Origin of the sequence: Pseudidiomarina mangrovi, from assembly GCF_003999375.1 — a bacterium.
GTDB classification, from domain to species: Bacteria; Pseudomonadota; Gammaproteobacteria; order Enterobacterales; family Alteromonadaceae; genus Pseudidiomarina; species Pseudidiomarina mangrovi.
Genome location: NZ_RJLC01000008.1, coordinates 76,476 through 101,031, shown reverse-complemented (window position 1 = coordinate 101,031; position 24,556 = coordinate 76,476). Strand labels below are relative to the sequence as shown.

22 protein-coding genes and 1 tRNA gene are annotated in these 24,556 nt (G+C 50.7%); 17 read left to right on the top strand and 6 right to left on the bottom strand.

Annotated elements, in window-relative coordinates; translation table 11 throughout:
* The first annotated feature begins 86 nt into the window (after window positions 1-86).
* The 8 genes from EFO84_RS02665 (at window position 87) to tgt (ending at window position 7,473) form a co-directional block, all read left to right on the top strand.
* Entirely contained in the window at window positions 87-878 is a 792-nt protein-coding gene (locus tag EFO84_RS02665; RefSeq protein ID WP_240642631.1) for a DUF481 domain-containing protein, read from the top strand.
* Window positions 879-975: 97 nt separating this feature from the next.
* Window positions 976-1,656, top strand: coding sequence for a TIGR00153 family protein (locus EFO84_RS02660; protein ID WP_127346522.1), 681 nt, complete (start codon window positions 976-978; stop codon window positions 1,654-1,656).
* 15 nt (window positions 1,657-1,671) lie between these two features.
* Window positions 1,672-2,940: an inorganic phosphate transporter gene (locus tag EFO84_RS02655; protein ID WP_127346521.1), complete on the top strand. Its 1,269-nt coding sequence runs from the start codon at window positions 1,672-1,674 to the stop codon at window positions 2,938-2,940.
* 122 nt (window positions 2,941-3,062) lie between these two features.
* Window positions 3,063-3,605: an RNA polymerase sigma factor gene (locus EFO84_RS02650; RefSeq protein ID WP_127346520.1), complete on the top strand. Its 543-nt coding sequence runs from the start codon at window positions 3,063-3,065 to the stop codon at window positions 3,603-3,605.
* Entirely contained in the window at window positions 3,602-4,174 is a 573-nt protein-coding gene (locus EFO84_RS02645; protein ID WP_127346519.1) for a hypothetical protein, read from the top strand. The genes EFO84_RS02650 and EFO84_RS02645 overlap by 4 nt, the downstream gene beginning before the upstream one ends.
* A gap of 14 nt (window positions 4,175-4,188) precedes the next feature.
* Window positions 4,189-5,139 (top strand): hypothetical protein, encoded by a 951-nt coding sequence (locus EFO84_RS02640; protein ID WP_127346518.1) that lies wholly within the window; start codon window positions 4,189-4,191, stop codon window positions 5,137-5,139.
* A gap of 120 nt (window positions 5,140-5,259) precedes the next feature.
* On the top strand, window positions 5,260-6,306 hold the full coding sequence (gene queA, locus EFO84_RS02635; protein ID WP_127346517.1) for a tRNA preQ1(34) S-adenosylmethionine ribosyltransferase-isomerase QueA: 1,047 nt from the start codon (window positions 5,260-5,262) through the stop codon (window positions 6,304-6,306).
* Between the two features lie 51 nt (window positions 6,307-6,357).
* The gene (gene tgt / locus EFO84_RS02630; protein WP_127346516.1) at window positions 6,358-7,473 is read left to right on the top strand and encodes a tRNA guanosine(34) transglycosylase Tgt; all 1,116 of its coding nucleotides are present in this window, start codon (window positions 6,358-6,360) and stop codon (window positions 7,471-7,473) included.
* Here tgt and EFO84_RS02625 read toward each other — a convergent pair.
* Window positions 7,470-8,099, bottom strand: a complete 630-nt coding sequence (locus EFO84_RS02625) for a MarC family protein (RefSeq protein WP_127346515.1) — start codon at window positions 8,097-8,099, stop codon at window positions 7,470-7,472. The two genes, tgt and EFO84_RS02625, sit on opposite strands and share 4 nt — an antisense overlap.
* 216 nt (window positions 8,100-8,315) lie before the next feature.
* On the opposite strand from EFO84_RS02625, the gene rpsU reads away from it, so the two are divergent.
* The 6 genes from rpsU (at window position 8,316) to EFO84_RS02595 (ending at window position 13,802) form a co-directional block, all read left to right on the top strand.
* Window positions 8,316-8,531, top strand: coding sequence for a 30S ribosomal protein S21 (rpsU, locus tag EFO84_RS02620; RefSeq protein WP_127346514.1), 216 nt, complete (start codon window positions 8,316-8,318; stop codon window positions 8,529-8,531).
* A gap of 170 nt (window positions 8,532-8,701) precedes the next feature.
* On the top strand, window positions 8,702-10,459 hold the full coding sequence (dnaG, locus tag EFO84_RS02615; protein WP_127346513.1) for a DNA primase: 1,758 nt from the start codon (window positions 8,702-8,704) through the stop codon (window positions 10,457-10,459).
* 164 nt (window positions 10,460-10,623) lie between these two features.
* Window positions 10,624-11,013, top strand: coding sequence for a DUF3192 domain-containing protein (locus tag EFO84_RS02610; protein ID WP_127346512.1), 390 nt, complete (start codon window positions 10,624-10,626; stop codon window positions 11,011-11,013).
* Window positions 11,014-11,173: 160 nt separating this feature from the next.
* Window positions 11,174-13,012, top strand: a complete 1,839-nt coding sequence (rpoD, locus tag EFO84_RS02605) for an RNA polymerase sigma factor RpoD (RefSeq protein ID WP_127346511.1) — start codon at window positions 11,174-11,176, stop codon at window positions 13,010-13,012.
* A gap of 143 nt (window positions 13,013-13,155) precedes the next feature.
* Window positions 13,156-13,231 (top strand) — tRNA-Ile (locus EFO84_RS02600).
* A gap of 22 nt (window positions 13,232-13,253) precedes the next feature.
* Window positions 13,254-13,802: a YaeQ family protein gene (locus EFO84_RS02595; protein ID WP_127346510.1), complete on the top strand. Its 549-nt coding sequence runs from the start codon at window positions 13,254-13,256 to the stop codon at window positions 13,800-13,802.
* Between the two features lie 16 nt (window positions 13,803-13,818).
* Here the strand turns inward: EFO84_RS02595 and EFO84_RS02590 are convergent, their stop codons facing one another.
* The 3 genes from EFO84_RS02590 to EFO84_RS02580 form a co-directional block, all read right to left on the bottom strand.
* Window positions 13,819-16,002 (bottom strand): OsmC domain/YcaO domain-containing protein, encoded by a 2,184-nt coding sequence (locus EFO84_RS02590; RefSeq protein WP_127346509.1) that lies wholly within the window; start codon window positions 16,000-16,002, stop codon window positions 13,819-13,821.
* An 82-nt stretch (window positions 16,003-16,084) separates the two neighbouring features.
* Window positions 16,085-16,594, bottom strand: coding sequence for a DUF3750 domain-containing protein (locus EFO84_RS02585; protein WP_127346580.1), 510 nt, complete (start codon window positions 16,592-16,594; stop codon window positions 16,085-16,087).
* A 38-nt stretch (window positions 16,595-16,632) separates the two neighbouring features.
* Complete coding sequence (locus EFO84_RS02580; RefSeq protein ID WP_127346508.1) at window positions 16,633-17,289, bottom strand: LiaF domain-containing protein; 657 nt, start codon at window positions 17,287-17,289, stop codon at window positions 16,633-16,635.
* Between the two features lie 277 nt (window positions 17,290-17,566).
* Here EFO84_RS02580 and EFO84_RS02575 point away from each other — a divergent pair, with 277 nt between their 5' ends.
* Both EFO84_RS02575 and EFO84_RS02570 read left to right on the top strand, forming a co-directional pair.
* Window positions 17,567-18,913 (top strand): sodium-dependent transporter, encoded by a 1,347-nt coding sequence (locus EFO84_RS02575; RefSeq protein WP_127346507.1) that lies wholly within the window; start codon window positions 17,567-17,569, stop codon window positions 18,911-18,913.
* Between the two features lie 255 nt (window positions 18,914-19,168).
* Complete coding sequence (locus EFO84_RS02570) at window positions 19,169-21,670, top strand: TonB-dependent receptor plug domain-containing protein (RefSeq protein WP_127346506.1); 2,502 nt, start codon at window positions 19,169-19,171, stop codon at window positions 21,668-21,670.
* 58 nt (window positions 21,671-21,728) lie between these two features.
* On the opposite strand, the gene EFO84_RS02565 is transcribed toward EFO84_RS02570, so the two are convergent.
* A complete protein-coding gene (locus EFO84_RS02565) occupies window positions 21,729-22,220 on the bottom strand; it encodes an Mpo1 family 2-hydroxy fatty acid dioxygenase (RefSeq protein WP_127346505.1) in 492 nt (163 codons plus the stop codon).
* Between the two features lie 68 nt (window positions 22,221-22,288).
* Between EFO84_RS02565 and EFO84_RS02560 the strand changes: the two genes are divergently transcribed.
* Window positions 22,289-23,347: an AI-2E family transporter gene (locus EFO84_RS02560; RefSeq protein WP_127346504.1), complete on the top strand. Its 1,059-nt coding sequence runs from the start codon at window positions 22,289-22,291 to the stop codon at window positions 23,345-23,347.
* Window positions 23,348-23,368: 21 nt separating this feature from the next.
* Here EFO84_RS02560 and EFO84_RS02555 read toward each other — a convergent pair whose 3' ends face one another.
* Entirely contained in the window at window positions 23,369-24,556 is a 1,188-nt protein-coding gene (locus EFO84_RS02555) for an ammonium transporter family protein (RefSeq protein ID WP_127346503.1), read from the bottom strand.

Genomic DNA, 24,556 nt, shown 5'->3' with positions numbered 1-24,556 from the left:
TCGACAAGCCACAATCAGCGGTTATACTTATCCCTGCTGGTTGTGGCTTTTTTATTTTGTGCGCTATGAAATTACAAGGGGAACACGTGAAATATATCATCACGCCAATCGCTCTCGCCATCGCAATGTCAACAGCGTTGCCAGCTAGTGCGTCGATCTTTATGTATGACGACGCTAGCGATCTCGATACCGAAGCGAAAAAAGACTGGGATGCAAGCGCTGAACTTGGGCTGCTGTACACCTCAGGTAACACCAAAACTGAGACCTTACGCAGTAAACTGAGTGCTGCCCGCGATTATGAAAATTGGCGTCACAAAGGCGTTATTGATTATTATCGCGCCGAGCAAGAAAACCAAACCACTGGGGTGACAGCTACCACGGGTGACAAGTTATTTATTTCGGCGCAGTCCAACTATAAGTTTTCTCCAGAAAGCCGTTCGTCGCTATTTGTTTTTACCTCGTATGAAGAAGACAAATTTAGTGGTTACGAGTATCAAGGTACCGTGGCGGTCGGTTATGGTGCCCGTTATCGCTACAGTGAGAGCTTATTTGCTGATTATGAAATAGGTCCGGGTTACTCGCTCAACAAACCTATTATCAATGGTGTGGTGCAAGAGCAAGAGAGCAGTGCAATTCTGCGTATTGCGGGTAATTTAGTATGGGATGTCAGCAAAAACTCTAAGTTCAATGCATTAGCCGCTACTGAAATTGGTGAAGTGAATACTAAAAGCCGTGCCGAAGTCTCAATTTCAGCCAATGTGAATAGTTCACTAGCGCTCAAGTTCAGTATCTCTGGTACCCACAATTCATTTTTAGACGACCCCAGCAAAGAGAAATTAGATACCGAAACCGCCGTCACATTGGTGTATAGTTTTTAAAATCTTTGCGTCAGTTTAACAGTTTGGATAGTATGCGCGGCATCCGTTAAGGATGCCGTCTACTATTAACTACTAGCAGCAACAAAGGCGAAACTTTATGTCTGCAAATTCGTTTCTTGGTATGTTTGCCAAGTCGCCGATCAAACCGATGATCGACCATATTGAGCAAGTGCATGAATGTGCTTTACTGCTCAAACCCTTCTTCCAAGCTGTCTATCAAAATGATTGGGATAAAGCGCACGAATGTCGTGAAATGATCGTGCTGAAAGAGCGTGCTGCCGATGAGCTTAAGCGTGACATTCGCTTGAATCTGCCGGGTGGATTATTCATGCCGGTTGAGCGCACCGATTTGTTAGAGTTGGTTTCTCAGCAAGATCGTATCGCCAATAAAGCCAAAGATATTTCCGGCCTTGTTACGGGTCGGCAAATGCTGATCCCTGAGTCGATGGTTGCAGCATTCGATGAGTATCTGACGCGCTGTTTAGATGCCTCTGATAAAGCGCGCGATACTATCGGTGAATTCGATGACTTGCTCGAAGCTGGCTTCAAAGGCCGCGAGCGTCAAATCGTTGACCGGCTGATTAAAGAGCTCGATGTCATTGAGCAAGATACCGATGCGTTGCAAATTCGTTTACGCCGCAAACTCAAGGCACTAGAAGGCGAGTTAAGCCCGTTAGATGCCATGTTCCTGTACCAAATTTTAGATTGGGTCGGTGATTTAGCAGACCTAGCCGAGCGCGTGGGTGCACGTTTTGAACTCATGCTTGCACGTGTCTAAGTCGGAGAGCTAACCATGGATATTATTAATACCTATAACGCCACACTGATCTTACTGGCGGCTGGCTTTGCCTTTTTCATGGCATGGGGTATCGGCGCCAATGACGTGGCCAATGCTATGGGAACCTCGGTAGGTTCCAAAGCATTGACCATCAAGCAAGCCATTATTGTGGCGATGATTTTTGAATTTGCTGGCGCCTACTTAGCCGGCGGTGAAGTCACCGCAACCATTCGTAGCGGTATTATCGATTCCGGTTATTTTGTCGATACGCCAGAGCTACTGGTATTCGGCATGATCGGCTCGTTATTGGCGGCAGGTACTTGGTTGCTGATTGCTTCATGGCTTGGCTGGCCGGTATCCACCACGCACTCTATTATCGGTGCTATCGTTGGCTTTGCCGCAGTAGGCGTCGGTACTGAAGCAGTACACTGGTCAAAAGTAACCGGTATTGTCGGTAGCTGGGTGATTACGCCGTTAATTGCCGGTTTAATTGCTTATTTTATTTTCTTAAGCGCCCAGAAGCTGATTTTTGATAGCGAAAATCCACTCGCTATGGCCAAGCGCTATGTGCCGTTTTATATGGCATTGACCGGCTTCATGGTGTCGTTGGTTACGATCAAAAAAGGCCTTACCCACGTTGGTTTAGATTTAACCAGCATGCAAGGTTATGGTGCTGCCATTGCCATGGCGGTAGTGCTGTTTTTTGTCGGTAAATACGCTATCGGTAGGCTTAAGTTTGATCCCTCGGCGGATCGACACATGCACTACACTAACGTTGAACGGGTATTCGCTATTTTGATGGTGGTGACTGCGTGTGCCATGGCCTTTGCCCATGGTTCAAACGATGTCGCTAACGCTATCGGCCCGCTCGCTGCGGTGGTCAGTATCGTCAACAGTGGTGGCGAAATTGCTAGCACTGCCAAACTAGCCTGGTGGGTATTACCGGTCGGTGCGGTTGGTATCGTGCTCGGTTTGGGCATGCTCGGCCGCCGCGTTATCGCCACCATCGGTAAAGGTATTACCCATTTAACGCCTAGCCGCGGTTTTGCCGCGGAGCTAGCGGCAGCCACCACGGTGGTCATCGCCTCAGGTACTGGCTTGCCTATTTCTACCACACAAACTTTGGTGGGCGCGGTGCTGGGTGTTGGTATGGCGCGCGGTATTGCGGCTCTGAACTTAGGTGTGGTGCGTAACATTGTGGTGTCGTGGGTAGTCACCTTACCCGCAGGTGCCATCATGTCGATTATGTTCTTCTACATGCTGAAGGGTATTTTCAGCGCGTAACTCATAATGCACTGCGCGAGATTGAAAAAAAGGTGGCTACTGAGCCACCTTTTTTTTGCCATAAACAAACTTTTTAAGCGCTGCTGGCGACTAAGGTTACAAGTCATTAAGGAACGAAACGCGTGTTTGCACCCTCAGATGAACGGCTCATTGAACGAGCGCTGGATAACAACAAGCAAGCTTGGCTGCAATTAGTTAAGCGTTATGAAGGCTTAGTCTATAACTATGGCTTGCGGATGCTTGGCCAGCGTGAGGATGCGCAGGATTTACTGCAAGACGTATTTTTGTCCGTGTTTCGCAATTTAGCTGGCTGGCGCGGTGAGGCGAGCTTTAAAACCTGGTTACTGACAATCGCCCATCATCGGTGTATTGAGGTGTATCGGCGCCGTCGAGACCATCTCGACATGGATAGCGTTGACAGTCAGGTCAGTGACCAAGATTGGCATCATCCAGAGCAGGTCTATCAAGGCCAGCAGCGCGGCAATCAACTGGTCGCTGCACTGCAAAAGCTGCCGCTGGAGCAGCGCCAAGTGGTGGAATTGAAGTTCTTTCAGCATCTGCCCTTGGCTGATATTGCGGCCCAACTTGAGGTGCCGCTGAGTACCGTTAAATCACGACTTTATAGCGCTGTAGAAAAACTACAACGCGACTTGGAGGCAGTATGAAGCAACAGCATCCATTCACTGACCAGTTACAGCAGCTTGCCGACCAATGGGAACCCCAACCGGTACCTAACTGGGATCGCCAGCGCACCTTTCGCGCCGTGCAGCCGCCGCGTCTAGCTTGGTGGCAGCGGCCATGGTTGCCGTTAGCCTCAATGGCCTGCTCGGCGTTGGCACTGTTGCTGGTGGTGGGTAATACCCAGGTCATCAGTAACGAGCAGGGGCTGACCGTACGTTTTGGTGGCAACGCTATTGATCCTCTAGTGATTGAACAGCGCGTTGCCGAGCGTCTGAATGAATATGCCGCAGCGCAGCAAGTAGCCCTGGTCAATTATGGTGTCACCCTGCGTAACGACATGCGTGAAGATATGAACGTGGCGAATCAACAGCTGGTCAATTACGTGATTGCCGCGAATCGTGAAGAGCGCAATGACGACATGGCTGATCTGATCCGCTACGTCAACGCTCAGCGTGAAGATGATCAGGTATTTTTCGCCAATCAAATTCAGCAAATTTCCGAAGATTTACTCCAACAAAGCGGCTATCCGCTTTATCAACCTGTTAGTCAATAATTGAGGATCATGGTATGCGCACATTCATTTTGACCGCCACCGCAGCGGCACTCACCCTAAGCGCTGCGAGCTGGGCAAACGCGCAGCAACGCGAGGCGTTGACCAAGCAGTTAGATATTATGGCCAGCATTATTAACACTGCTATCGGTCATCAGCAGGGTGATGACCGCAAGCGCAGCTGGGCTGAGCGTAGCCCGCTTGAGAGCACCTATTTAGCCGGTCAGGGTGTGGTGTATCGAGTCAATTTTGGCAGTCGCATGCAACGCTTTGGCATCGCCGGCGCACCTATGCCGCCCATGCCACCCATGGAAAAGCTCGAATTAATCCAAATTGACCGACGCGGGCCACGGGTCGAAAAAGTCATTGAGATAGATGATGGCGAGCAGCGTGAGGTTGAGGTTATCATCGATAGCCACGAAGTCCGTATCGAGGGTGATGAGATTCATTTTGAAGACGGTGTGACTTTTTCTGATGAATTGCGCCAAGCGGTCTCGACCATGCGTGATGCCGCAGAGGAAATGCGCGATGCGCGGCGGGTGATTCGTGATTTATCGCGGGTCGATAAAGACGCGAGTGACAGCGCGCGTAAACAGTCTGAGCAGCAGTTAGCCGAGGCTAAAATGAAACTCGAGCAAGCGCAGCAGCGTATGCAATCAGCGCGAGCTGAACTGCGTGAAGCGCAGGGCCAGATCGAGCAACGCACCAGCGCTCGCATGGAAGAGATGCAGCAAGCGCGCAGCGCACGAGTGGCTAGCTTTGAACAGACCTTTGTGCAGACCTTGTGTGATTATGGCAGTACCTTGCGAGACTTACCCAATAACGAGCACATCAGCCTAGTCATCATTGGTGCTGGCGAACAGGATAACGACAAGATTCACGTGTTCACGAAAAAAGATGTGGTGAATTGTAAAGGCGAGAAAGGTGCCAGTGATCTGTTAAGCAAAGCAATCACGTATTCTTTTTAGTGAACGGTAGAAGGGTTGTTCATAGCTTCGCGCACCGCTAGTCGGTGCGCTTTTTTTTGCCCATCAAACAGGGTAAAGTACGCGCCACAACTGCTGTTAACGGAACCTTGAAATCCAGCCATGAACGTGACCGATTTTAGCTTTGAGTTACCTGATGAATTAATTGCCCGCTACCCGCAACCCCAGCGTAGTGCCAGTCGCTTACTGTGCCTTGATGGCAATACCGGTGCCATAGCGCATCAGCAGTTTAGCGATATCATCGCGGTATTACAGCCGGGCGATTTATTGGTGTTTAACGATACGCGGGTGATCCCCGCGCGGCTACTGGGTGAAAAGCTCTCAGGAGGCAAAGTTGAAGTGCTGGTCGAACGCATTTTGGATGACCGCCGTGCGCTAGTGCATTTGCGCAGTAACCGTTCGCCAAAACCAGGGCAACGGATGCTGCTTGAAGGTGCCGTTGAAGTGGAAATGCTCGGTCGTGATGACGCCTTGTTTGAGTTGTATTTTCATCATAGCGACAGCGTGTTAAGCCTGTTAGAGCAGTATGGACACATGCCGCTGCCACCGTATATTGACCGCCCTGATGAAGCCAGTGACCGCGAGCGTTATCAAACTGTCTACAATAAAAAGCCCGGCGCGGTTGCTGCACCAACCGCCGGTTTACACTTTGATGAGCCGATTTTAGCAGCATTGCGCGAGCGTGGCGTTGAGTTTGCCTATGTCACTCTCCACGTCGGCGCCGGTACCTTTCAGCCGGTGCGGGTGAGTAATATTCTTGAGCACCACATGCACAGTGAGCATGCTGAAGTGCCCGCCGAGACCGTCGCCGCCATCGCTGCAACACGCGCCCGTGGTGGTCGCGTAGTCGCCGTGGGGACCACCTCAGTACGCTCATTAGAATCTGCCGCTCAGGCGGCGCTGAAGAGCCAACAGCCGTTGCAGCCATACACCGCCTATACCGATATCTTTATTTACCCGGGTTATCAGTTCCAAGTGGTCGATGCCATGATCACCAATTTCCACTTACCGGAATCCACCCTGATCATGTTGGTATCGGCCTTTGCTGGCCGTGAGCAGGTGTTGCATGCCTATGCTGAAGCTGTGCGTGAGCGCTACCGTTTCTTCAGTTACGGCGACGCAATGTTTGTGACCGCGAAATCCAGCTAGGGTATACTAAACGCCCTCGGACTGTTTATCCGTTATTAACGTGGTGATGTGATGAAATTTGAATTATTAGGGACTAGCGGCAAAGCCCGTCGCGGCCGTATGACCTTTGCCCGTGGCATTGTCGATACCCCAGCCTTTATGCCCGTTGGCACCGCCGGCACGGTAAAAGGCATGACCCCCGAAGAAGTCGCCGCTACCGGCGCGCAAATTTGCTTGGGCAATACTTTCCATTTGATGTTGCGACCCGGTACCGCCATTGTCAAACAACACGGCGACCTGCATGACTTCATGAATTGGGATAAGCCGATTCTAACCGACTCCGGTGGCTTTCAGGTGTTCAGCTTAGGCGAATTGCGCAAAATCACCGAAGAAGGCGCGACCTTTCGGTCGCCTATTAACGGCGAAAAGATTTTGCTGACCCCAGAAAAATCCATGCAAGTGCAGCGCGATCTTGGCGCTGATATTGTCATGATCTTTGATGAATGTACCCCGCATCCGGCCACACCCGAGCAAGCGCGTACCTCGATGGAGTTGTCATTACGTTGGGCGCAACGCTCGAAAGATGCCCATGGCGATAACCCCGCAGCGCTATTCGGTATTATTCAAGGTGGCATGTACGAAGAGCTACGTACCATTTCGCTTGATGGCCTCAGCCAAATTGGCTTTGATGGCTATGCCATTGGTGGCCTCTCAGTTGGTGAGCCGAAAGAAGACATGATGCGGGTGTTGGACCACATTACCCCGCAAATGCCAGCCGATAAGCCACGCTATTTAATGGGCGTGGGCAAGCCCGAAGACTTGGTTGAAGCGGTGCGTCGTGGCGTGGATATGTTCGATTGCGTGATGCCCACCCGGAACGCCCGTAATGGCCATCTGTTCGTTTCGAATGGGGTGGTGAAGATCCGCAATGCGGTCAATCGTACCGATACTGGCCCGCTCGACCCAGAGTGCGATTGCTACACCTGTAAGAATTACTCGCGGGCTTATTTGCATCATTTGGATCGCTCCAACGAAATGCTCGGTGGGCGTTTGAACACCATTCACAACCTGCATTTTTATCAACGGGTGATGAAAGATATGCGTAACGCGCTAGAAGCCGGGACCTTTGACCAATATGTCACCGACTTCTATGCCAAACGTGGCCTTGAGGTGCCCGCGCTCGGTTAAATGGAGCGCGCGATATCAATGATGTAAGGCTTGATGCCGGCGAAGAAGAACTCGACGGCAATCAGCATCACAATTAAGCCCATCAGCCGCATCAGAATTTTAGTGCCGCTACGGCCTAAGCGGGCCAGCATGCGGCGACCGCTGGCCAGAATGATAGCGGTCAGCACGCTCACGGCAATAATGGCGCCAAATAAGCTGATGGTGTTGGCTGAGTCTGGGCTGGCTTGAATGAAGATGATCACCATGGTGATGGCGCCGGGGCCGGCAATCATCGGGATGCCGATAGGCGTTACTGCTACGTCGGAGCCGAAATCGCCGTCGGTTTCACCGTCCATGCGCTTAGGCACAGTGCGACCGCGCAGCATTTCAAAGCCCATGACAAAGAACAGCACGCCACCAGCTACACGCAGGCCGTTGACCGAAATATTAAAGAAGCTAAAGATCGCTTCGCCCAGCAGGGCAAACACACACAGCGCAATACAGGCGGTGAGTGAAGCGCGCATAGCCACCCAACGCGCCGCCTTCGGCGTCATGGCTTCGGTCAGTGCAATATAGATAGGGATCGCGGCGATCGGGTTGATCATGGTAAACAGTGAGGTAAATTGCACTAAAAAGGTTTCGATCATGGAACCGTGCTCCAATAGCTTGCGCCAACAAAATTTGCACAAGTTTACCTGATGGCGCAACAAAAATCAGTGGCATCAACGATTAGAATTTAATTGATCTCAGGCTTTACATCAGGATCTGAAGCCGCTACAATTCAGCACCAAATTTAATTGTCGTGGTTATTTTTTAACCAATTCGATAAACAACAACGAATTATTCATTGAGGTGAGATTTTAATGCCAGTTGTTAAAGTGAAAGAAAACGAGCCGTTTGACGTAGCTTTGCGTCGTTTCAAGCGCTCTTGCGAAAAAGCCGGTGTATTGTCTGAAGTACGTAGCCGCGAGTTCTACGAGAAGCCAACCACTGAGCGTAAGCGTAAGAAAGCTGCTGCTGTGAAACGTCACGCCAAGAAAATGTCACGCGACAACGCTCGTCGTACTCGTTTGTACTAAATCAGTTCGCACTGACAACAGTCATCTCGACAGCATAAGCAAGACACCTCGAAACCGGATTGATACGCTCAATCCGGTTTTTTATTGGCTGCTGATAATTACTCACGAAGCATGTACAATCAGCGCTGACCAAATCAAGGTCGCGGCATAATAGATAGCGAAAGGATTGCATGGCTGGGCTGATTCCAAAGCATTTTATTCATGATCTGGTGGATCGCGCCGACATTGTCGAGGTGGTCGACAGCCGTGTGCCACTGAAAAAAGCCGGCCGTAATTATCAAGCCTGCTGCCCATTTCATAATGAAAAAAGCCCCAGTTTTACCGTTGCTCCAGACAAGCAGTTCTATCACTGCTTTGGCTGTGGCGAGCATGGCAATGCACTTGATTTCTTAATGAAATTTGATGGCCTGGAATTTGTCGAGGCGATTGAAGAACTCGCCAGTATGCTCGGCGTAGAAGTACCCCGCGAAACCAACGGCAACCCGCAGGCCGATGCCAAAAAGCGCGAGCAAGCTGCCAACGACTATGAACTGATGGAGCAGGCCAGCAAGTTTTTTGCCAAGCAACTGCGTCAGCACAGTAATTCCGCCAAAGTCATTGAGTACCTGAAAGGTCGTGGCTTAAGTGGCGAGATCGTTAAAGCCTTTGATATCGGCTATGCTCCCGATGGCTGGGATCAGCTGTTACAGAGCTTAGGCCGTGGCCCGCAGAGCCGTGAGCAATTGCTTGAATTAAAGCTAGCCAACCGCAATGATCAAGGCCGTGTTTACGACTTTTTCCGCGACCGGGTGATGTTCCCTATTCGCGACCGCCGTGGTCGGGTAGTCGGTTTTGGCGGCCGCGTGCTCAGCGCCGAGCAAGGCCCTAAGTACTTAAACTCACCAGAAACCCGCATTTTCCATAAAGGTCGTGAACTCTACGGCTTTTATCAGGTACGCCAGGCCCACAAGCAACCTGAACGGGTGATTATTGTTGAAGGCTATATGGATGTGGTAGCGCTGGCGCAAGCTGGTATTGATTATGCTGTAGCCTCACTCGGTACCGCTACCACCACCGAACAGCTGCAAATGTTGTTTCGCGCCACCAATCAAGTGACCTGTTGTTACGATGGCGATCGCGCTGGCCGCGATGCTGCTTGGCGTGCACTAGAAAACGCCCTACCGCTACTCAACGATGGGGTAGCATTAGACTTTCTATTTTTACCCGATGGCGAAGACCCTGATACCTTGGTGCGCAAAGAGGGTAAAGCAGCATTCGAGCAACGCCTGCAGCAAGCACAAAGTTTCATCGATTACTTTTTTGCCCATCTCACCGATGGCTTGCAGCTAGACACCGATAGCGGTAAATCGGCGTTGCTAAAGCAAGCCAAGCCGCTGATCGAGCGGGTTGCTAGTGCCTTCTATCGCGAGACCTTGTTAGAGCGGCTAGCGCGCTTATTGCGCCGGGATGTATCGCAAGTGAGTGCTCACATAAGCGTGGCTAAAGCGGCCGCTAAGCAAGCCGAAAGCTTTAAGATCACTCCCATGCGTCGTGCTATTGGCTTGCTGTTACAGCATCCGCAGGTGGCTGCGACTATTCCACTGCACCCGCAGCTGCAGGGCTTAAAAATAGCCGGCATGAAGTTACTATTGGCGTTGCACGAACAAACCCATCAAGGCTGTCATAGCACCGCGCAACTGCTGGAGCGCTGGCGCGATAGCAAGGAAGAATCAGCGCTGCGCCAGTTGGCACGCTGGGAGCATCATCTCGACGACGAAGCGGTGCTGCGTGAGCTGTGCGATATCTTTGTTTATTTTATTGATCAGTTCGTGGAACAACGCGCTTCGCAACTGTTAGAAAAAGAACGTCACACGCCATTAACGCAAGTGGAAAAGCGCGAATACCAAGAACTTCTGCGCTACCGCAGCGATAAAGGAAAAAGCCAATAATTAGTGAAATTACTCACTAATTATCGGCGCTTTGCTAGTCATTTCACGTCTTGTTACAAACAAATCAATATCTTACACACTTTGGCAAGATGTTTGCATTAAGCTAACTACCGAACCGACTGAGTTGATACTTGGTCATATTTTTACTTGTCTGGAGAATAACTATGAAAGCATCGCAACTGGCTGCACTGAGTCTTGTCGTGGTATTGGGTATGGGTTTACAAGGCTGCGTGATTGCGGTGGGCGGTGAGGGCTACGATAGCTACGATAGCTCAAGCGACTATCGCAACACGGAAAAACGTAATCGTCAGTATATTGCTAGTTTGACTGAAGGCACCACCTTGGCCGCTGTTGAAGCCGAGCTAGGAGCCCCGAATTTCTCTGATTTAGTGACTGTTGACGGCGTGCGCTATCGGGTTATGTATTACCGTACTCACCGGGTTCAGGCCGATGGTAATACCACCCGTGACGAATGCACCCCAGTGGTGTTCGCAGACGGCTTGATGATTGGCACTGGCGACCTTGCACTAGCCCGTGTACCTAGCCTCAACTGATTAAATTCTGGCTGAAAACATCAGTATCTGCTATAATTTCCGGTCTTAAATTAGTGTCCCAATTTGACATAGTAAATAGACATTTTTGAGACCGGTAATAATCCTGTTATTGCTCGGTTCGCTTTCTTTTTTTGCAATTTAGAACAGGTGGTAGATCTGTATGCAGCAGAGTCGTCAATCGCAACTCAGAATGCTTATTGCCAAAGGCAAAGAGCAAGGCTATTTAACGTTTGCGGAAGTAAACGATCATTTGCCCTCTGAGATCGTTGATTCGGATCAAATTGAAGACATCATTGGCATGATCAATGACATGGGTATTCAGGTGTTTGAAACAGCACCCGATGCCGATGAATTGATGATGAGCGAAGACACCGCCGATGAAGATGCTGCTGAAGCTGCTGCGCAAGCGCTGGCAAGCGTTGATGGTGAGCTAGGCCGTACCACCGACCCAGTGCGCATGTACATGCGTGAAATGGGTACGGTTGAATTGTTAACCCGTGAAGGCGAAATCGACATCGCCAAGCGTATTGAAGATGGTATCAACCAAGTTCAATGCTCGGTCGCGGAGTATCCAGAAGCCATCAACTTCTTACTCGATCAGTGGGATGCCTGCGAAGCTGAGCAGATGCGTCTGACCGATATCATCTCAGGCTTTATCGACCCCAATGAAGTGGACACCGCACCAGTTGTTGCCACTCACATCGGCTCTGAATTGAGCGATAAAGAACTCGACGATGAAGATGACGATGCCGACGACAGCAGCGATGACGACGACAGCGCTGATACCGGTATTGATCCTGAATTCGCGCGGCAGAAATTCGCTGAATTGCGCGAGCAGTATGAGAAAACCCGCAAAGCCATCAGCAAACATGGCCGCGATCACGCCAAAGCGCGCACTGAAATTGATGCTTTAAGCGAGCTGTTCAAACAGTTCCGCCTAGTGCCGAAGCAGTTCGACCGCTTAGTGAAAGACATGCGCGACATGATGCATCGGGTGCGCGTGCAAGAGCGCTTGATCATGAAAATGTGCGTTGAGCAGGCTGCCATGCCGAAGCGTACCTTTATGAAGGTGTTCTCAGGTAACGAAAACAGCACCGCTTGGTTAGCCGCTGCTGCCACTGGCAAAGACAGCTATGCCGAAGCGCTGGCTACTTTACAGCCAGAAATTGAGCGCTGCATTCATAAATTGGCTGAAGTTGAAGTAGAAACCGGGCTGACCATCGCCAAGGTAAAAGACATCAACCGCCGCATGTCTATTGGTGAAGCCAAAGCCCGTCGCGCCAAGAAAGAAATGGTCGAGGCCAACTTGCGTTTGGTGATTTCAATCGCCAAAAAGTACACCAACCGTGGCTTACAATTCTTGGATCTGATTCAAGAAGGTAACATTGGTTTGATGAAGGCGGTGGACAAGTTCGAATATCGCCGTGGTTATAAGTTTTCAACTTATGCCACCTGGTGGATACGTCAGGCCATTACCCGCTCCATTGCCGACCAAGCGCGGACTATTCGTATTCCGGTACACATGATCGAGACCATCAACAAGCTCAACCGTATTTCACGGCAAATGCTGCAAGAGATGGGCCGCGAGCCGTCGCCAGAAGAATTGGCAGAACGCATGATGATGCCAGAAGACAAGATCCGCAAAGTGCTGAAAATCGCCAAAGAGCCAATCTCTATGGAGACGCCTATTGGTGACGATGAAGATTCGCATTTAGGGGACTTTATTGAAGACACCACCTTGGATCTGCCGGTCGATTCTGCCACTTCAGAAAGCCTGCGCAACGCCGTACGTGAAGTACTCGGTGGCTTAACCCAGCGTGAAGCTAAAGTGCTGCGCATGCGTTTTGGTATCGATATGAACACCGACCACACCTTGGAAGAAGTCGGCAAACAGTTCGACGTAACCCGTGAGCGGATTCGTCAAATTGAAGCCAAAGCGCTGCGTAAATTGCGCCATCCAAGCCGTTCAGAGCAGCTGAAATCGTTCCTTGACGACTAAGCGCTAGCGTTGAATGATAAAGCCCTGCTCGGTGCAACCGCGCGGGGCTTTTTTATGCCGCGAGGTCATGACAAGCGTAGCAAAATTCCTTATACTTGCCGCCGCTTTGCAATTCCCATGGGAATACAACATCCCATCTCAATGGCCCCTTAGCTCAGTGGTTAGAGCAGCCGACTCATAATCGGTTGGTCCCCAGTTCAAATCTGGGAGGGGCCACCATTCATCGCTACAGGGTTGAACCATGGCGCTACAAGCAACCCCCTATAAAATTAGCTTAGATATTTCCGATACCGACCGTGGCGTTTACGAGAGCGTAAAGTTTACCGTGGCGCGGCATCCGTCGGAAACCGAACTGCGTTTGGCCAGCCGGGTGCTGGCCTATGCCTTGTTCTATCATCCGCAGTTGGCGTTTGGGCGTGGCTTGTCGGATAGCGATGAAGCGGCGCTGTGGCAAAGCGACTTGACCGGTGCCTTAGAGCATTGGATTGACGTAGGCCAGCCCGATGCCGCGCGCATTACTAAGGCCAGCCGCCGGGCGCCAGTCATGTCAGTGCTGGTGTATGGCAATGCGCGGTTGTGGCGTGACAAGGTGCTGCCGCAGGTGGCGCATTTGAGCACTGTGCGGGTGTTGGCATTACCGCAAGACGGGTTAGCAGAAGTGGCCAGCAAACTGCAGCGCAACACCCATTGGGGTGTGCTAATTAGCGATGGCCAGATATATATCAGCGATGGCGATGAGCAAATCACCATCGCGCTGGAACTTTGGCAGGGCGAATTACCTAGCGCCTAATACCCACACCGAGCGGCTAGTCGCGCTGCTGCGCGCGCCAAGCGTGTAGCTTCTTATAGCTGTCAATCAAGCGTAAGTGCTTGTCGAGGCCTTCAAGCTGCATGTTGGTGGGCGTTAAGCCGGCAAAACGCACGCTACCGTTGACCGAACCTATCACCGCAGCCATGACCTGCTCACCGTACATGCGGGTCAAGTTGTGCTGATAGTCGCTAAGCTCTAACTCGTCATCCAGAGCAATTTCCAGTACTGCTTGCATGGCGCGGAAGAACAATTGCCGCGCAACGGTGTTGTCGTTGTATTGCAAGAAGGTTTCTACCCCTTCTAGCGCCTCTTCGTGGCGGCCTAAGGCTAAATAAATTAGCGTTTTTAACTCTAAAATAGTCAGCTGGCCCCACACCGTGTTCTCATCAAACTCAATGCCAATCAGGGTGATGATATCCATGTACTGGTCAAGCTGACTTTCTTCCAGGCGTTCCGCCAAGTCGGTGAGTTCGGCATCACTCAGGCGGTGCAGATTGAGAATATCTTCGCGGTATTGCAGCGCCACGTTGGTGTTATCCCAGACTAAGTCTTCAACGCCGTAAATCTCAGAAAAGCCCGGCACCAAAATACGACAGACTGGCGCACCTAATGAGGTATGTACCGCCATATAGACGTCATAATCCATGGCATCGAGAATGCCAAACAGCGCATCGGCCTCGGCTTGGTTGCTACCGGAGAAATCCCAATCGACAAATTCATAATCAGCACTGGCGCTAAAGAAACGCCACGACACCACGCCTGATGAGTCAATAAAGTGCTCAACAAAGTTATTCGGCTCGCTGACTTCTTGTGAGTTAAAGGTGGGCGGCGGCAAGTCGTTTAAGCCCTCAAAACTGCGCCCTTGTAGCAGCTCCGTAAGGCTACGCTCAATGGCTACCGCCATACTTGGGTGCGCGCCAAATGAGGCAAATACGCCACCGGTACGTGGGTTCATCAAGGTTACACAAGCCACCGGGAACTGGCCGCCCAACGAGGCGTCTTTCACCAGTACCGGAAAACCCTGCGCCTCAAGCGCGGCGATACCCTCAACAATATGCGGATAGCGCGCTAAAACCTCGGCCGGCACATCGGGCAGAGCAATTTCTTGCTCAATGATTTGCCGCTTAATAGCCCGTTCAAAAATCTCCGACAAGCACTGTACTTGTGCTTCAGCCAGGGTATTACCGGCGCTCATGCCGTTACTTAAGTACAGATTTTCAATCAAATTGGATGGAAAGTAGACCGTCTCGCCATCGCTGCGGCGCTCAAATGGCAGCGCACAGATGCCGCGGTCAGTGCGGCCTGAGTTGGTATCAATTAAATGCGAACCGAGCAGCTCATCATCGGGGTTGTAGATGCTCAAACAATAGTCATCAAGCAGGCCAGCGGGCAGGCTATCGTCAGCAGTCAGCGCAAACCACTTTTCATTGGGGTAATGCACAAATTCACTGGCGGCAATGTCTTCGCCAAAAAATTGGTCGTTGTAGAAAAAATTGCAGCTTAAGCGTTCAATAAACTCGCCGAGCGCCGACGCTAACGCCGCTTCTTTGCTGGCGCCTTTGCCGTTGGTGAAGCACATCGGTGAGGCGGCATCACGAATATGCAGCGACCACACATGCGGCACAATGTTACGCCACGAGGCAATCTCAATTTTCATGCCCAGCTTGGCCAGCATAGCGGTCATGTTGGCGATGGTTTCTTCGAGCGGTAAGTCTTTGCCTTCAATGTAGGTGCGCTGACCATCAAGGCTGTGCCCCATCAATAGCGCTTGGGCGTCTTCATCGAGGTTTTCAACGGTTTCAATTTGGAACTCAGGGCCAGTTTGCACCACTTTTTTAACCGTGCAGCGGTCAATGGAGCGCAAAATACCCTCGCGGTCACGCTCCGAAATCGATTCTGGCAGCTCGACTTGGATCTTGAAGATCTGGTTGTAGCGATTCTCAGGATCAACAATGTTGTTCTGTGACAAGCGAATATTATCGGTGGGGATATTGCGCGCAACACAATAGACCTTGACGAAATAAGCCGCACACAAGGCTGATGAGGCCAAGAAATAATCGAACGGGCTCGGCGCCGAACCATCGCCTTTATAGCGAATGGGTTGGTCGGTAACCACGGTGAAGTCATCAAACTTGGCTTCAAGCCGCAAGTTATCGAGAAAGTTAACCTTAATTTCCATGAGCGCGCCTACCGGTTCACAAGTCAGTGTATTGGCGCCGATTATAGCACTTATTTGCGCGGACTTGAGACCCCGTAACGCCTTAATCGGCGTAACCGCTGCCGATGGCGCTAAAGGGTAGCTCGAGGCCGAGTTCTGGCACTTGCAGCGCTATCCAAGCGGGGAAGGTGTTACTGTTGGGGCCAGGTACGGCGGTATATTCATCGGCCCACGGGTAACGCGCTGAGGCTTCAGCAATACGCGGAATTAATGCAGCCGCTTCAGCGCCGCGCAGTGACAGCAATTTCTCCGGCCGTGCGCCATACCAATAGCGATCAGGGGTTGGTGTTTGATAGCTGTACAGCGCTGGCTGGCCGCGCTCAACGCGCCAACCCACCACTTCATAGACGGTGTACTCGCGGGCATGGGCTGGTTTTATCGCAATCCAGGTATGCACCGCAAAAATTCCGCGCCAGCCGAAGGCATCGGCCGCAAACACTTCAATCACCGCTTCAGGGCTGGCAGCCGAAGTGGCGATACCAGCCGGTTCGCGTGACGCACTGCGCCAATCATTGGAAGAACACCCGGCCAATAGCAGCGCCGCCAAAACCATGAGAACCGCAGATTTTGTCACAACAGTTATACCTCTAATTAAGATTTTTGCTCCAGCCCCAGTGCTTCACGAAGATTATTAGCAAAGGCAACGAACTTTTCTTTCATGGTACGCTTCACTTTGACGTCCAGCGAGCCCAATACCGAATACCCTGTGATGGTAATATGCGGTGCTTGGCGGCCAGCCATCGATGGCGCAGAGTTTTCTGACGAGCCAATGATGTTGAACATCTTCACTGTGACGTTCACGCTCTCGGGCACAAATATTTCAACACTACCTAATACGGTGGCAAGCTCAATTTCGATGTGTTGATGTTGAAAAATCGCATCAGTGAAGTCCAGCTTGCTGGAGCCGAGAATATCGATCACCTTGATCCGCTTGGGCACCAACCATTCACCTTCGCGCAGGCCATTACCCAAAATACTGATGATTTTGTCGTCTTCGGTGTTATCGCCAGCGGCATATTTTGGGCTAAACGAACGCTCTTTGCTGGCGTCGTAACGCTTATCCGCCTCCATCGGCAGGTCACTGACTAAATCCACTAAGTGCTGATGTGAATTGCTTGCCATCGCCTCATCAAGACGGCGCTCAAAGGCTTCGGCGGAAATAATGGCATGGCTGTAATTAACGATCAGTTTGTCCACCGCTTCTTCGCGGACTTGCTCGATAGGGCGATCTTCTAATTTCACGGGCATAACGGCTCCTTAGGTCATGATTTACTGTAGCATTAGTGCATGAATAAGACACAAGCAAGAATCGCGCCAATCTGTAACTAATTGTTTTATAAGCTATGCAGCGAGAGTTATTAGTTCTTATGGTGGGTATTTCACTATTTATCGTCAAAACCAACCAAAAAGTAGGTTATTTACCGCGTCAAATGGACAGACCTTCCGATTTGGGATTGCAATTTGGGGTTAACTTCCTCTACAGTGCTGCATCAGTAAAATAACAATAAACAACGAGAGACGTGTTATGACGGGTTCAACCGATAGTCGCGGCAGCTGGGGCTCAAAAATTGGCTTCATTTTAGCTGCATCAGGTTCCGCCGTAGGTTTAGGCGCCATCTGGAAATTCCCTTACATTGCCGGCGCCAATGGTGGTGGGGTATTCCTATTAGTGTATTTGGCCTGCGTATTTTCAGTGGGCGTGGTGATGATGTTGTCAGAAATGATGATCGGTCGCCGTGCCCGCAAATCAGCCACTTCAGCGTATCGCGCCCTCGGTGGCGGCAAATGGCATTACGCGGGTTGGATAGCAGTACTGTGCGTATTCCTCATTCTCGGCTTCTACTCGGTGGTAGGCGGCTGGACTATTGCCTACATCATAGAAGCGATTCGCGGCGATGTATTGATGACCGACGGCGCCGCGCTTGAAGCGGCGTTCAGCGGCTTTATCGGCGACCCAATTGCAGCCTTGAGTTTCACCGCTATCTTCCTGTTTATCACGGCATCCATTGTTATTGCCGGGGTGCAATCAGGTATTGAGCGCATCTGTAAAATCCTAATGCCAACGCTGTTTGTGCTGATGCTGTTCTTGGTGTATCGCAGCTTAACCTTGCCGGGTGCTATCGATGGCCTGATGTATTTGCTCACCCCTGACTGGAGCAAATTATCCGTTCGCATGGTACTTGATGCGTTGGGCTTAGCGGTATTCTCACTATCAGTAGGTGCTGGTTTGATGATTGCCTATGGTTCGTACTTGAACCGTGAAACGCGTATTGTGAACGCTGGTTTATGGATTGGCTTCTTAGCTATGCTAGCGTCAGTGCTGGCCGGTTTAATTATTCTACCGGCGGTATTTGCCTTCGGCGTAGACCCAGGTGCTGGCCCAGGCTTGACCTTTATCACCATGCCAGCATTATTCGCACAAATGGCCGGTGGACAATTCTTAGCGGTATTGTTCTTCTGCCTACTATTATTTGCCGCCATTACCTCGTCTATCTCAATTCTTGAGCCAGCCGTGGCGTTTCTCATCGACGAATACAACATGCCACGTAAAAAGGCGACCCTGATTGTTGCGGTCAGTAACTACCTGATTTTAGGTGTGCCCGCTGCGCTGTCGTTTGGTGTGTATGCCGGTGATTTATCGATTTTCGGTAAAACCCCATTCGATATGATGGACTTCCTCGCCTCGAATATACTCATGCCAATTGGCGGTATGTTAGCTGCGGTGTTTGTAGGCTGGAAAATCTGGCCACAAATTCGTGAGGTGCTACTCAAAGAGTGCCCAGCCTGGTGTGTGGTCGGTTTCCGCTTTATCGCCGGTGTGCTGTCACCATTATTGATTGGCGCAGTGGCGTATTTCCTGATTTTCGGCTAGCTAGCGCTCGGCATGACCACAAAGGCTCGCTTCGGCGGGCCTTTTTCGTTTGCTTATAATATTTCTATGGGCACTATTCGTAAAAATTATAGCCTGCATATTTGACAAATGCCTCAAGCAGGCGAAAGATGAAGCGTGCATCATGCTGTAACGATGTTATAAGAAAACTAACAACGACTTACCCAGCAATGGCGTCAGGACGACAAATAACTATTCGATAAAGCCATGCTGACGAGTCTTACTCGGAGAAAAGCTATGCGAACGTTTAAATTAAGCCCTTTAGCGCTCAGTTTATCAGCAATTTTGTTCCTTCCGACCATGAGTGGCCAAGCGCTTGCTCAAGATGCCCAAGAAATTCAAGAAAAGGCGGAAGTCATCACCGTAACAGGGTCGCGGGTGAGTGGTCGTACGGCTGCTGAAACTGCGGTTCCGGTGGATATCATTAGTGGTGATGATTTGGCAAAATCAGGTTCAACCGAGCTGAATCAAGCCTTAGCAACGGCCTTGCCATCGTTTAACTTCCCGCGCCCCGGTTTGACCGACGGTACCGATACCGTGCGTCCAGCCACCTTGCGCGGCTTGTCGCCCGACCAGTCATTGGTGCTCGTGAACGGTAAGCGCCGTCATTCAGCAGCGCTAGTGAACGTCAACGGCTCTATTGGCCGTGGTTCATCGGCAGTAGATTTAAACAGTATCCCAATGGGCGCCATTGGCTCGGTAGAAGTACTCCGTGACGGCGCCTCAGCACAATATGGTTCAGACGCCATTGCTGGGGTATTAAACGTTAAACTACGTGAAGCCAGCGATGGTGGTAACGTCACTTTCGGTTATTCGTATCGCGACACCGAATACACTATTCCAACCGGCAACATTCCAGCGGGTGCCAATTGGACTGCACCAAACCCAATCAGCCGCAGCCGTACCGATGGTGATACTATTGTGTTGTCGGGATGGAAGGGCCTAGAGCTGGGTAATAATGGCTTTTTAACCGTGTCGTTTGAATACAAAGATGCCGACCGTACTGAACGTGGCGGCTATGATGTGCGGCAACAATACCCGCTGCTTGGTGATGGTTCGTATGACCCGCGTGAGGCAACGATTGAGCGATTCAATGCGTGGTACGGTGAGCCAGAAGTTGAACAAACCACCTTATTTGCGAATGCCGGTATGGATTTAGAGGGCGGCAAACTTTACGGCTGGGCTGGCTATCAAAAACGCGAGGCAGTATCTGGCGGTTTTTATCGTCGCGCATTAGACGACCGTAACGTCATTGAGATCTATCCAGACGGCTTCTTACCACTGATTGCTCCAACCGTTGACGATTTATCAGCAGCAGTAGGTTACGAGTGGGTGCAAGGCGATTGGGATATGGATACCTCGTTGGTATACGGTAGCAACAAAATGTCCTACGACGTATTAAATACCGTAAACCGTTCCATCGGGCCAACCAGTAAAACTGAGTTCTACGCTGGTGGTTTTGACTACAACCAGTTGGTGCTGAACTTATCGGGTGCGCGGTTTGTGCAAGTTGACGGTCTCTATTCGGACCTAAGCGTTGCTGCAGGTATCGAAGCACGTCGTGAAGCTTACAGTATCTTTGCTGGTGAGCCAGATTCGTACCGCAATGGTGGCGTGTTGTTACCAAATGGTAACTCAACTGCATCAGGTGCGCAGGTTTTCCCGGGTTTCCGTCCTGCTAACGAGCTTGATGAAAGCCGCACCGCCGTGGGTGTGTATTTAGACCTTGAAGCCAACATCACCGAGAACTTCTTAGGCTCAGTAGCACTTCGTGCCGAAGACTACTCAGATTTTGGGAGTAACGTAACCGGTAAAGTTGCTGGTCGTTATGATGTTAGCGATGATTTTGCGATTCGTGGTTCGGTGCAAAATGGCTTCCGCGCACCATCGTTGCAACAGCAGTATTTCACCACCACATCAACCAACTTTATTGGTGGTGTGCCGTTTGATATCACCACCTTCTCGGTGGATGATCCAGTCGCTATCTCGCTGGGTGCTCAACCACTTGATGCCGAAGATTCATTCAACTACTCGCTTGGTGTGGCGTTCCGAGTCGGTGGCGCTGATGTGACTATTGATACTTATCGGATTGATGTAGAAGACCGTATTGTGCTGTCAGAAAACTTGACCGCAGCAAACGTGCGTCAGTATCTGCAAGACCAAGGTTTTATTGGTTCGGGCGGTGGTCGCTTCTTTATCAACGGTGTTGATACTGAAACCAAGGGTGTAGATATCGTAGTGAACTATCCGTTGGTAACGGAAACTGCCGGTTCGTTCAATTTCACCTTTGCCGCTAACTTCAACGACACCAAAGTCACTAAGGTACCAAGTATTCCTGTGCTTGAGGCGTTAAATCCGGCGCCAACATTATTTGCTCGGGTGAACATCAAAACCTTTGAAGAAGGCACACCGGATAATAAATTTGCCTTTACTACGGACTGGAACTTTGGTGAATTTGGTGCAACGTTCCGCGCTACTCGTTACGGTGATGTGCTAGTGCCTAATAGTAATGCTGCCAACGATTATTACCTCGACGCCAAGGTCATCGCTGACATCGAAGGTCGTTGGGATATTACCGATAACGTCCGCTGGACCGTAGGTATCGACAACATCGCCGATACTTACCCTGTTGAAGCGCCTATCTCACAGAACGGTACCGGTAACACGCCGTACTCAAACTACTCACCGTTTGGCCGCGCTGGACGTTTAGTCTATACCCGCTTAAGCTATAATTTCTAAGCCGCAAGCGATAATAAAAAAGCGCCTTCGGGCGCTTTTTTTTATGGAGCAGATAGGTTTAGGCGAAACGTGCTTCAATAGCCTGATGGAGTTGCTTTTTTAGGCCCAGCATAAACACTACTTCAGCCACTACGAACAATGGCCCAATGGCTAACCCCATAATGTCATCGACAAATGCCGGTTTACGCCCTTCAAAGTAATGACCGATAAATTGGAATACCCAGCCCACCACGAATAAGCCCACGCCCCATAGCAGCCATTCGGTGGTCGACAATAGCGCTACTTGTTGTCCGAGTAGCAGACAACCTGCCAGTAGTAGGCCCATCACCGCGCCCAAGGCAACGTCTAGTTTTAAATAGAATAGGGTGGCAATCAGCGCAACCACCAGTGCCGGTGACAGTGTCCAATCGGCGACCAAAAAGCTGGGGCGCGACAATAGCACAATTAAAGCAATCACAATCATTGGGATACCCACTAAATGGGTGGCGATATTGCGACGGTCACGGTGATAGGCAGCATATTGAGCAAGATGGTCAGTAATTGTTTTCATAGCCAAGTTCCTGTGGTTGAATGTAGAACTTATTTATCAGTTTCTCCGGATAAGCACAAGGACAGACCATGTCAGCGCAACGCGAACAATTGGAACGGCGTGCCTTTTTACTCTTTTTAGCTGCCGTCAGTGTGGCATTTGGTGCCATTTTATGGCCATTTTGGGGCGCTATTTTTTGGGCCTGTGCAATTGTAGTTATTTTTGCGCCACTGCAACAACGCTTGCATCAGCGCCTGCCTAAGTACCCGAATACCGTCGCCTTGTTGACACTATTGCTGTGCATGATTGTGGTGATTGTGCCGGTTGCCTTTATTGGCTCGGCCTTTATTCAAGAAGGTGTACAGTTTTATCAGCGCCTCGATTCCGGCGAATTTGACCCGCGCCAAGCTGTGCAAAAATTGCGTGATGCCTTCCCGGTGCTCGATGCTGCCTTAGTTGAGTTTGGCATCACCGGTGAATCAGTGCGCGACAATTTAACCGAATTGGTAAAAAGCGTGAGTGGCTTTATGGCGCGTGAAACCCTCGCCATTGGGCAGAATACCTTTGGCTTTTTAATGAGCCTGGCACTCATGCTGTACCTGGCATTTTTCCTGCTCCGCGATGGTGACAAATTGCAGCAGCTGATTATTAAAGCGCTGCCATTAGGGGATGAACGCGAGCAAGCATTACTGCAAAAGTTCTCTGAAGTGACCCGGGCAACGGTGAAAGGGAATTTAGTGGTAGCGCTGGTACAGGGCGCCCTCGGTGGCATTATCTTTTGGATCTTAGCGATTCCCGGGCCATTTTTATGGGGGGTGGTGATGGCGTTATTGTCACTGATCCCGGCTGTTGGTGCGGCGTTGATTTGGCTCCCGGTCAGTCTCTATTTATTTGCCAGCGGTGATTGGGTTAGCGGTACTATTTTGATGGCTTATGGGGCCTTGGTCATTGGTTTAGCGGATAACGTACTGCGGCCATTATTAGTCGGTCGTGATACCAAGTTACCCGACTATGTGGTGCTATTTTCAACCATTGGCGGTATTGCCTTGTTCGGTATTCACGGCTTTGTTATTGGGCCGTTAGTGGCGGCGTTGTTCATGGCCAGCTGGCAAATTTTCATGACCGATTTTAATCAGCAACAGTCGTAATGACTGTTGCTGATGCTGTCATTAAGGGCGGCGTACACTGACAAATTCTGGATACGCTTCAAGACCACATTCGCTGACATCGGCGCCGACGTACTCCGCCTCAGCATGAATGCGTAAGCCCATACTGCGTTTTAACAGCCACCAGACCACGGCGCTGACAGCGAAACTCCAACCTGCGAGAACGCCGATGCCAATGAGCTGGGCTAGCAGCTGCGCTTCAGGGTCGCTCCAGACCACTGCCAACAGGCCATAAATACCGACCACACCATGCACCGAAATGGCGCCTACCGGGTCATCAATGCGTAACCGCTCCAAGGCATAGATACTGATGATGACTAACACCCCGGCACCGGCACCAATGGCACTGGCGAGGTAGGGTGATGGCGTGACTGGAGCTGCGGTGATGGCGACCAAGCCAGCTAAAGCGCCATTTAAAATCATCGTGAGATCGGCTTTACCCCAACGCCACTGTGTCACCACATAGGCGGCAATGGCACCGGTAGCCGCAGCGGCATTGGTGTTAACAAAGGCCGCGGCCACGGCGTTAGTATTGTCGATACCTGTCAGTTGCAGTTGTGAACCGGCATTAAAGCCAAACCAGCCAAACCATAAAATAAAGGTACCTAAGCTAGCCAATGGCATATTAGCCCCAGGAATCGGGTAAATAGCACCGCTGTGACCGTATTTGCCTTTGCGTGGGCCGAGCAGTAACACTCCGGCTAGGGCCGCTGCGGCACCCACTAGATGGACAATACCTGAGCCAGCAAAGTCACGGAAACCCGCGTCAGCGAGAAAGCCGCCGCCCCAACTCCACGATCCTTGGATTGGATAAATAAAACCACACATGACCACACAAAAAACCAAGAAGCTTTTTAGTTTCATGCGTTCAGCCACAGCACCGGAGATGATCGACATAGCGGTAGCAACAAACACTACTTGAAAGAAAAAGTTAGCGGCTGGGGCGTGCGAGGGGGTCTGCACGTCGCCATACATTAAGCGATAACCAACCAACAAATAGCAGACGCAGGCAATCGCATACAGCAGCATGTTCTTGACTAAAATTTCTGCAGTATTTTTACTGCGGACCAAGCCGGCTTCCAGCATCGCAAAGCCAGCGGCCATCCACATCACCAGCGCGGCACTTATTAACAAATAAAAGGTATTGAGTGCATAACTTAAGGTATCTACAGCAGTCTGTTCTATTGGCAT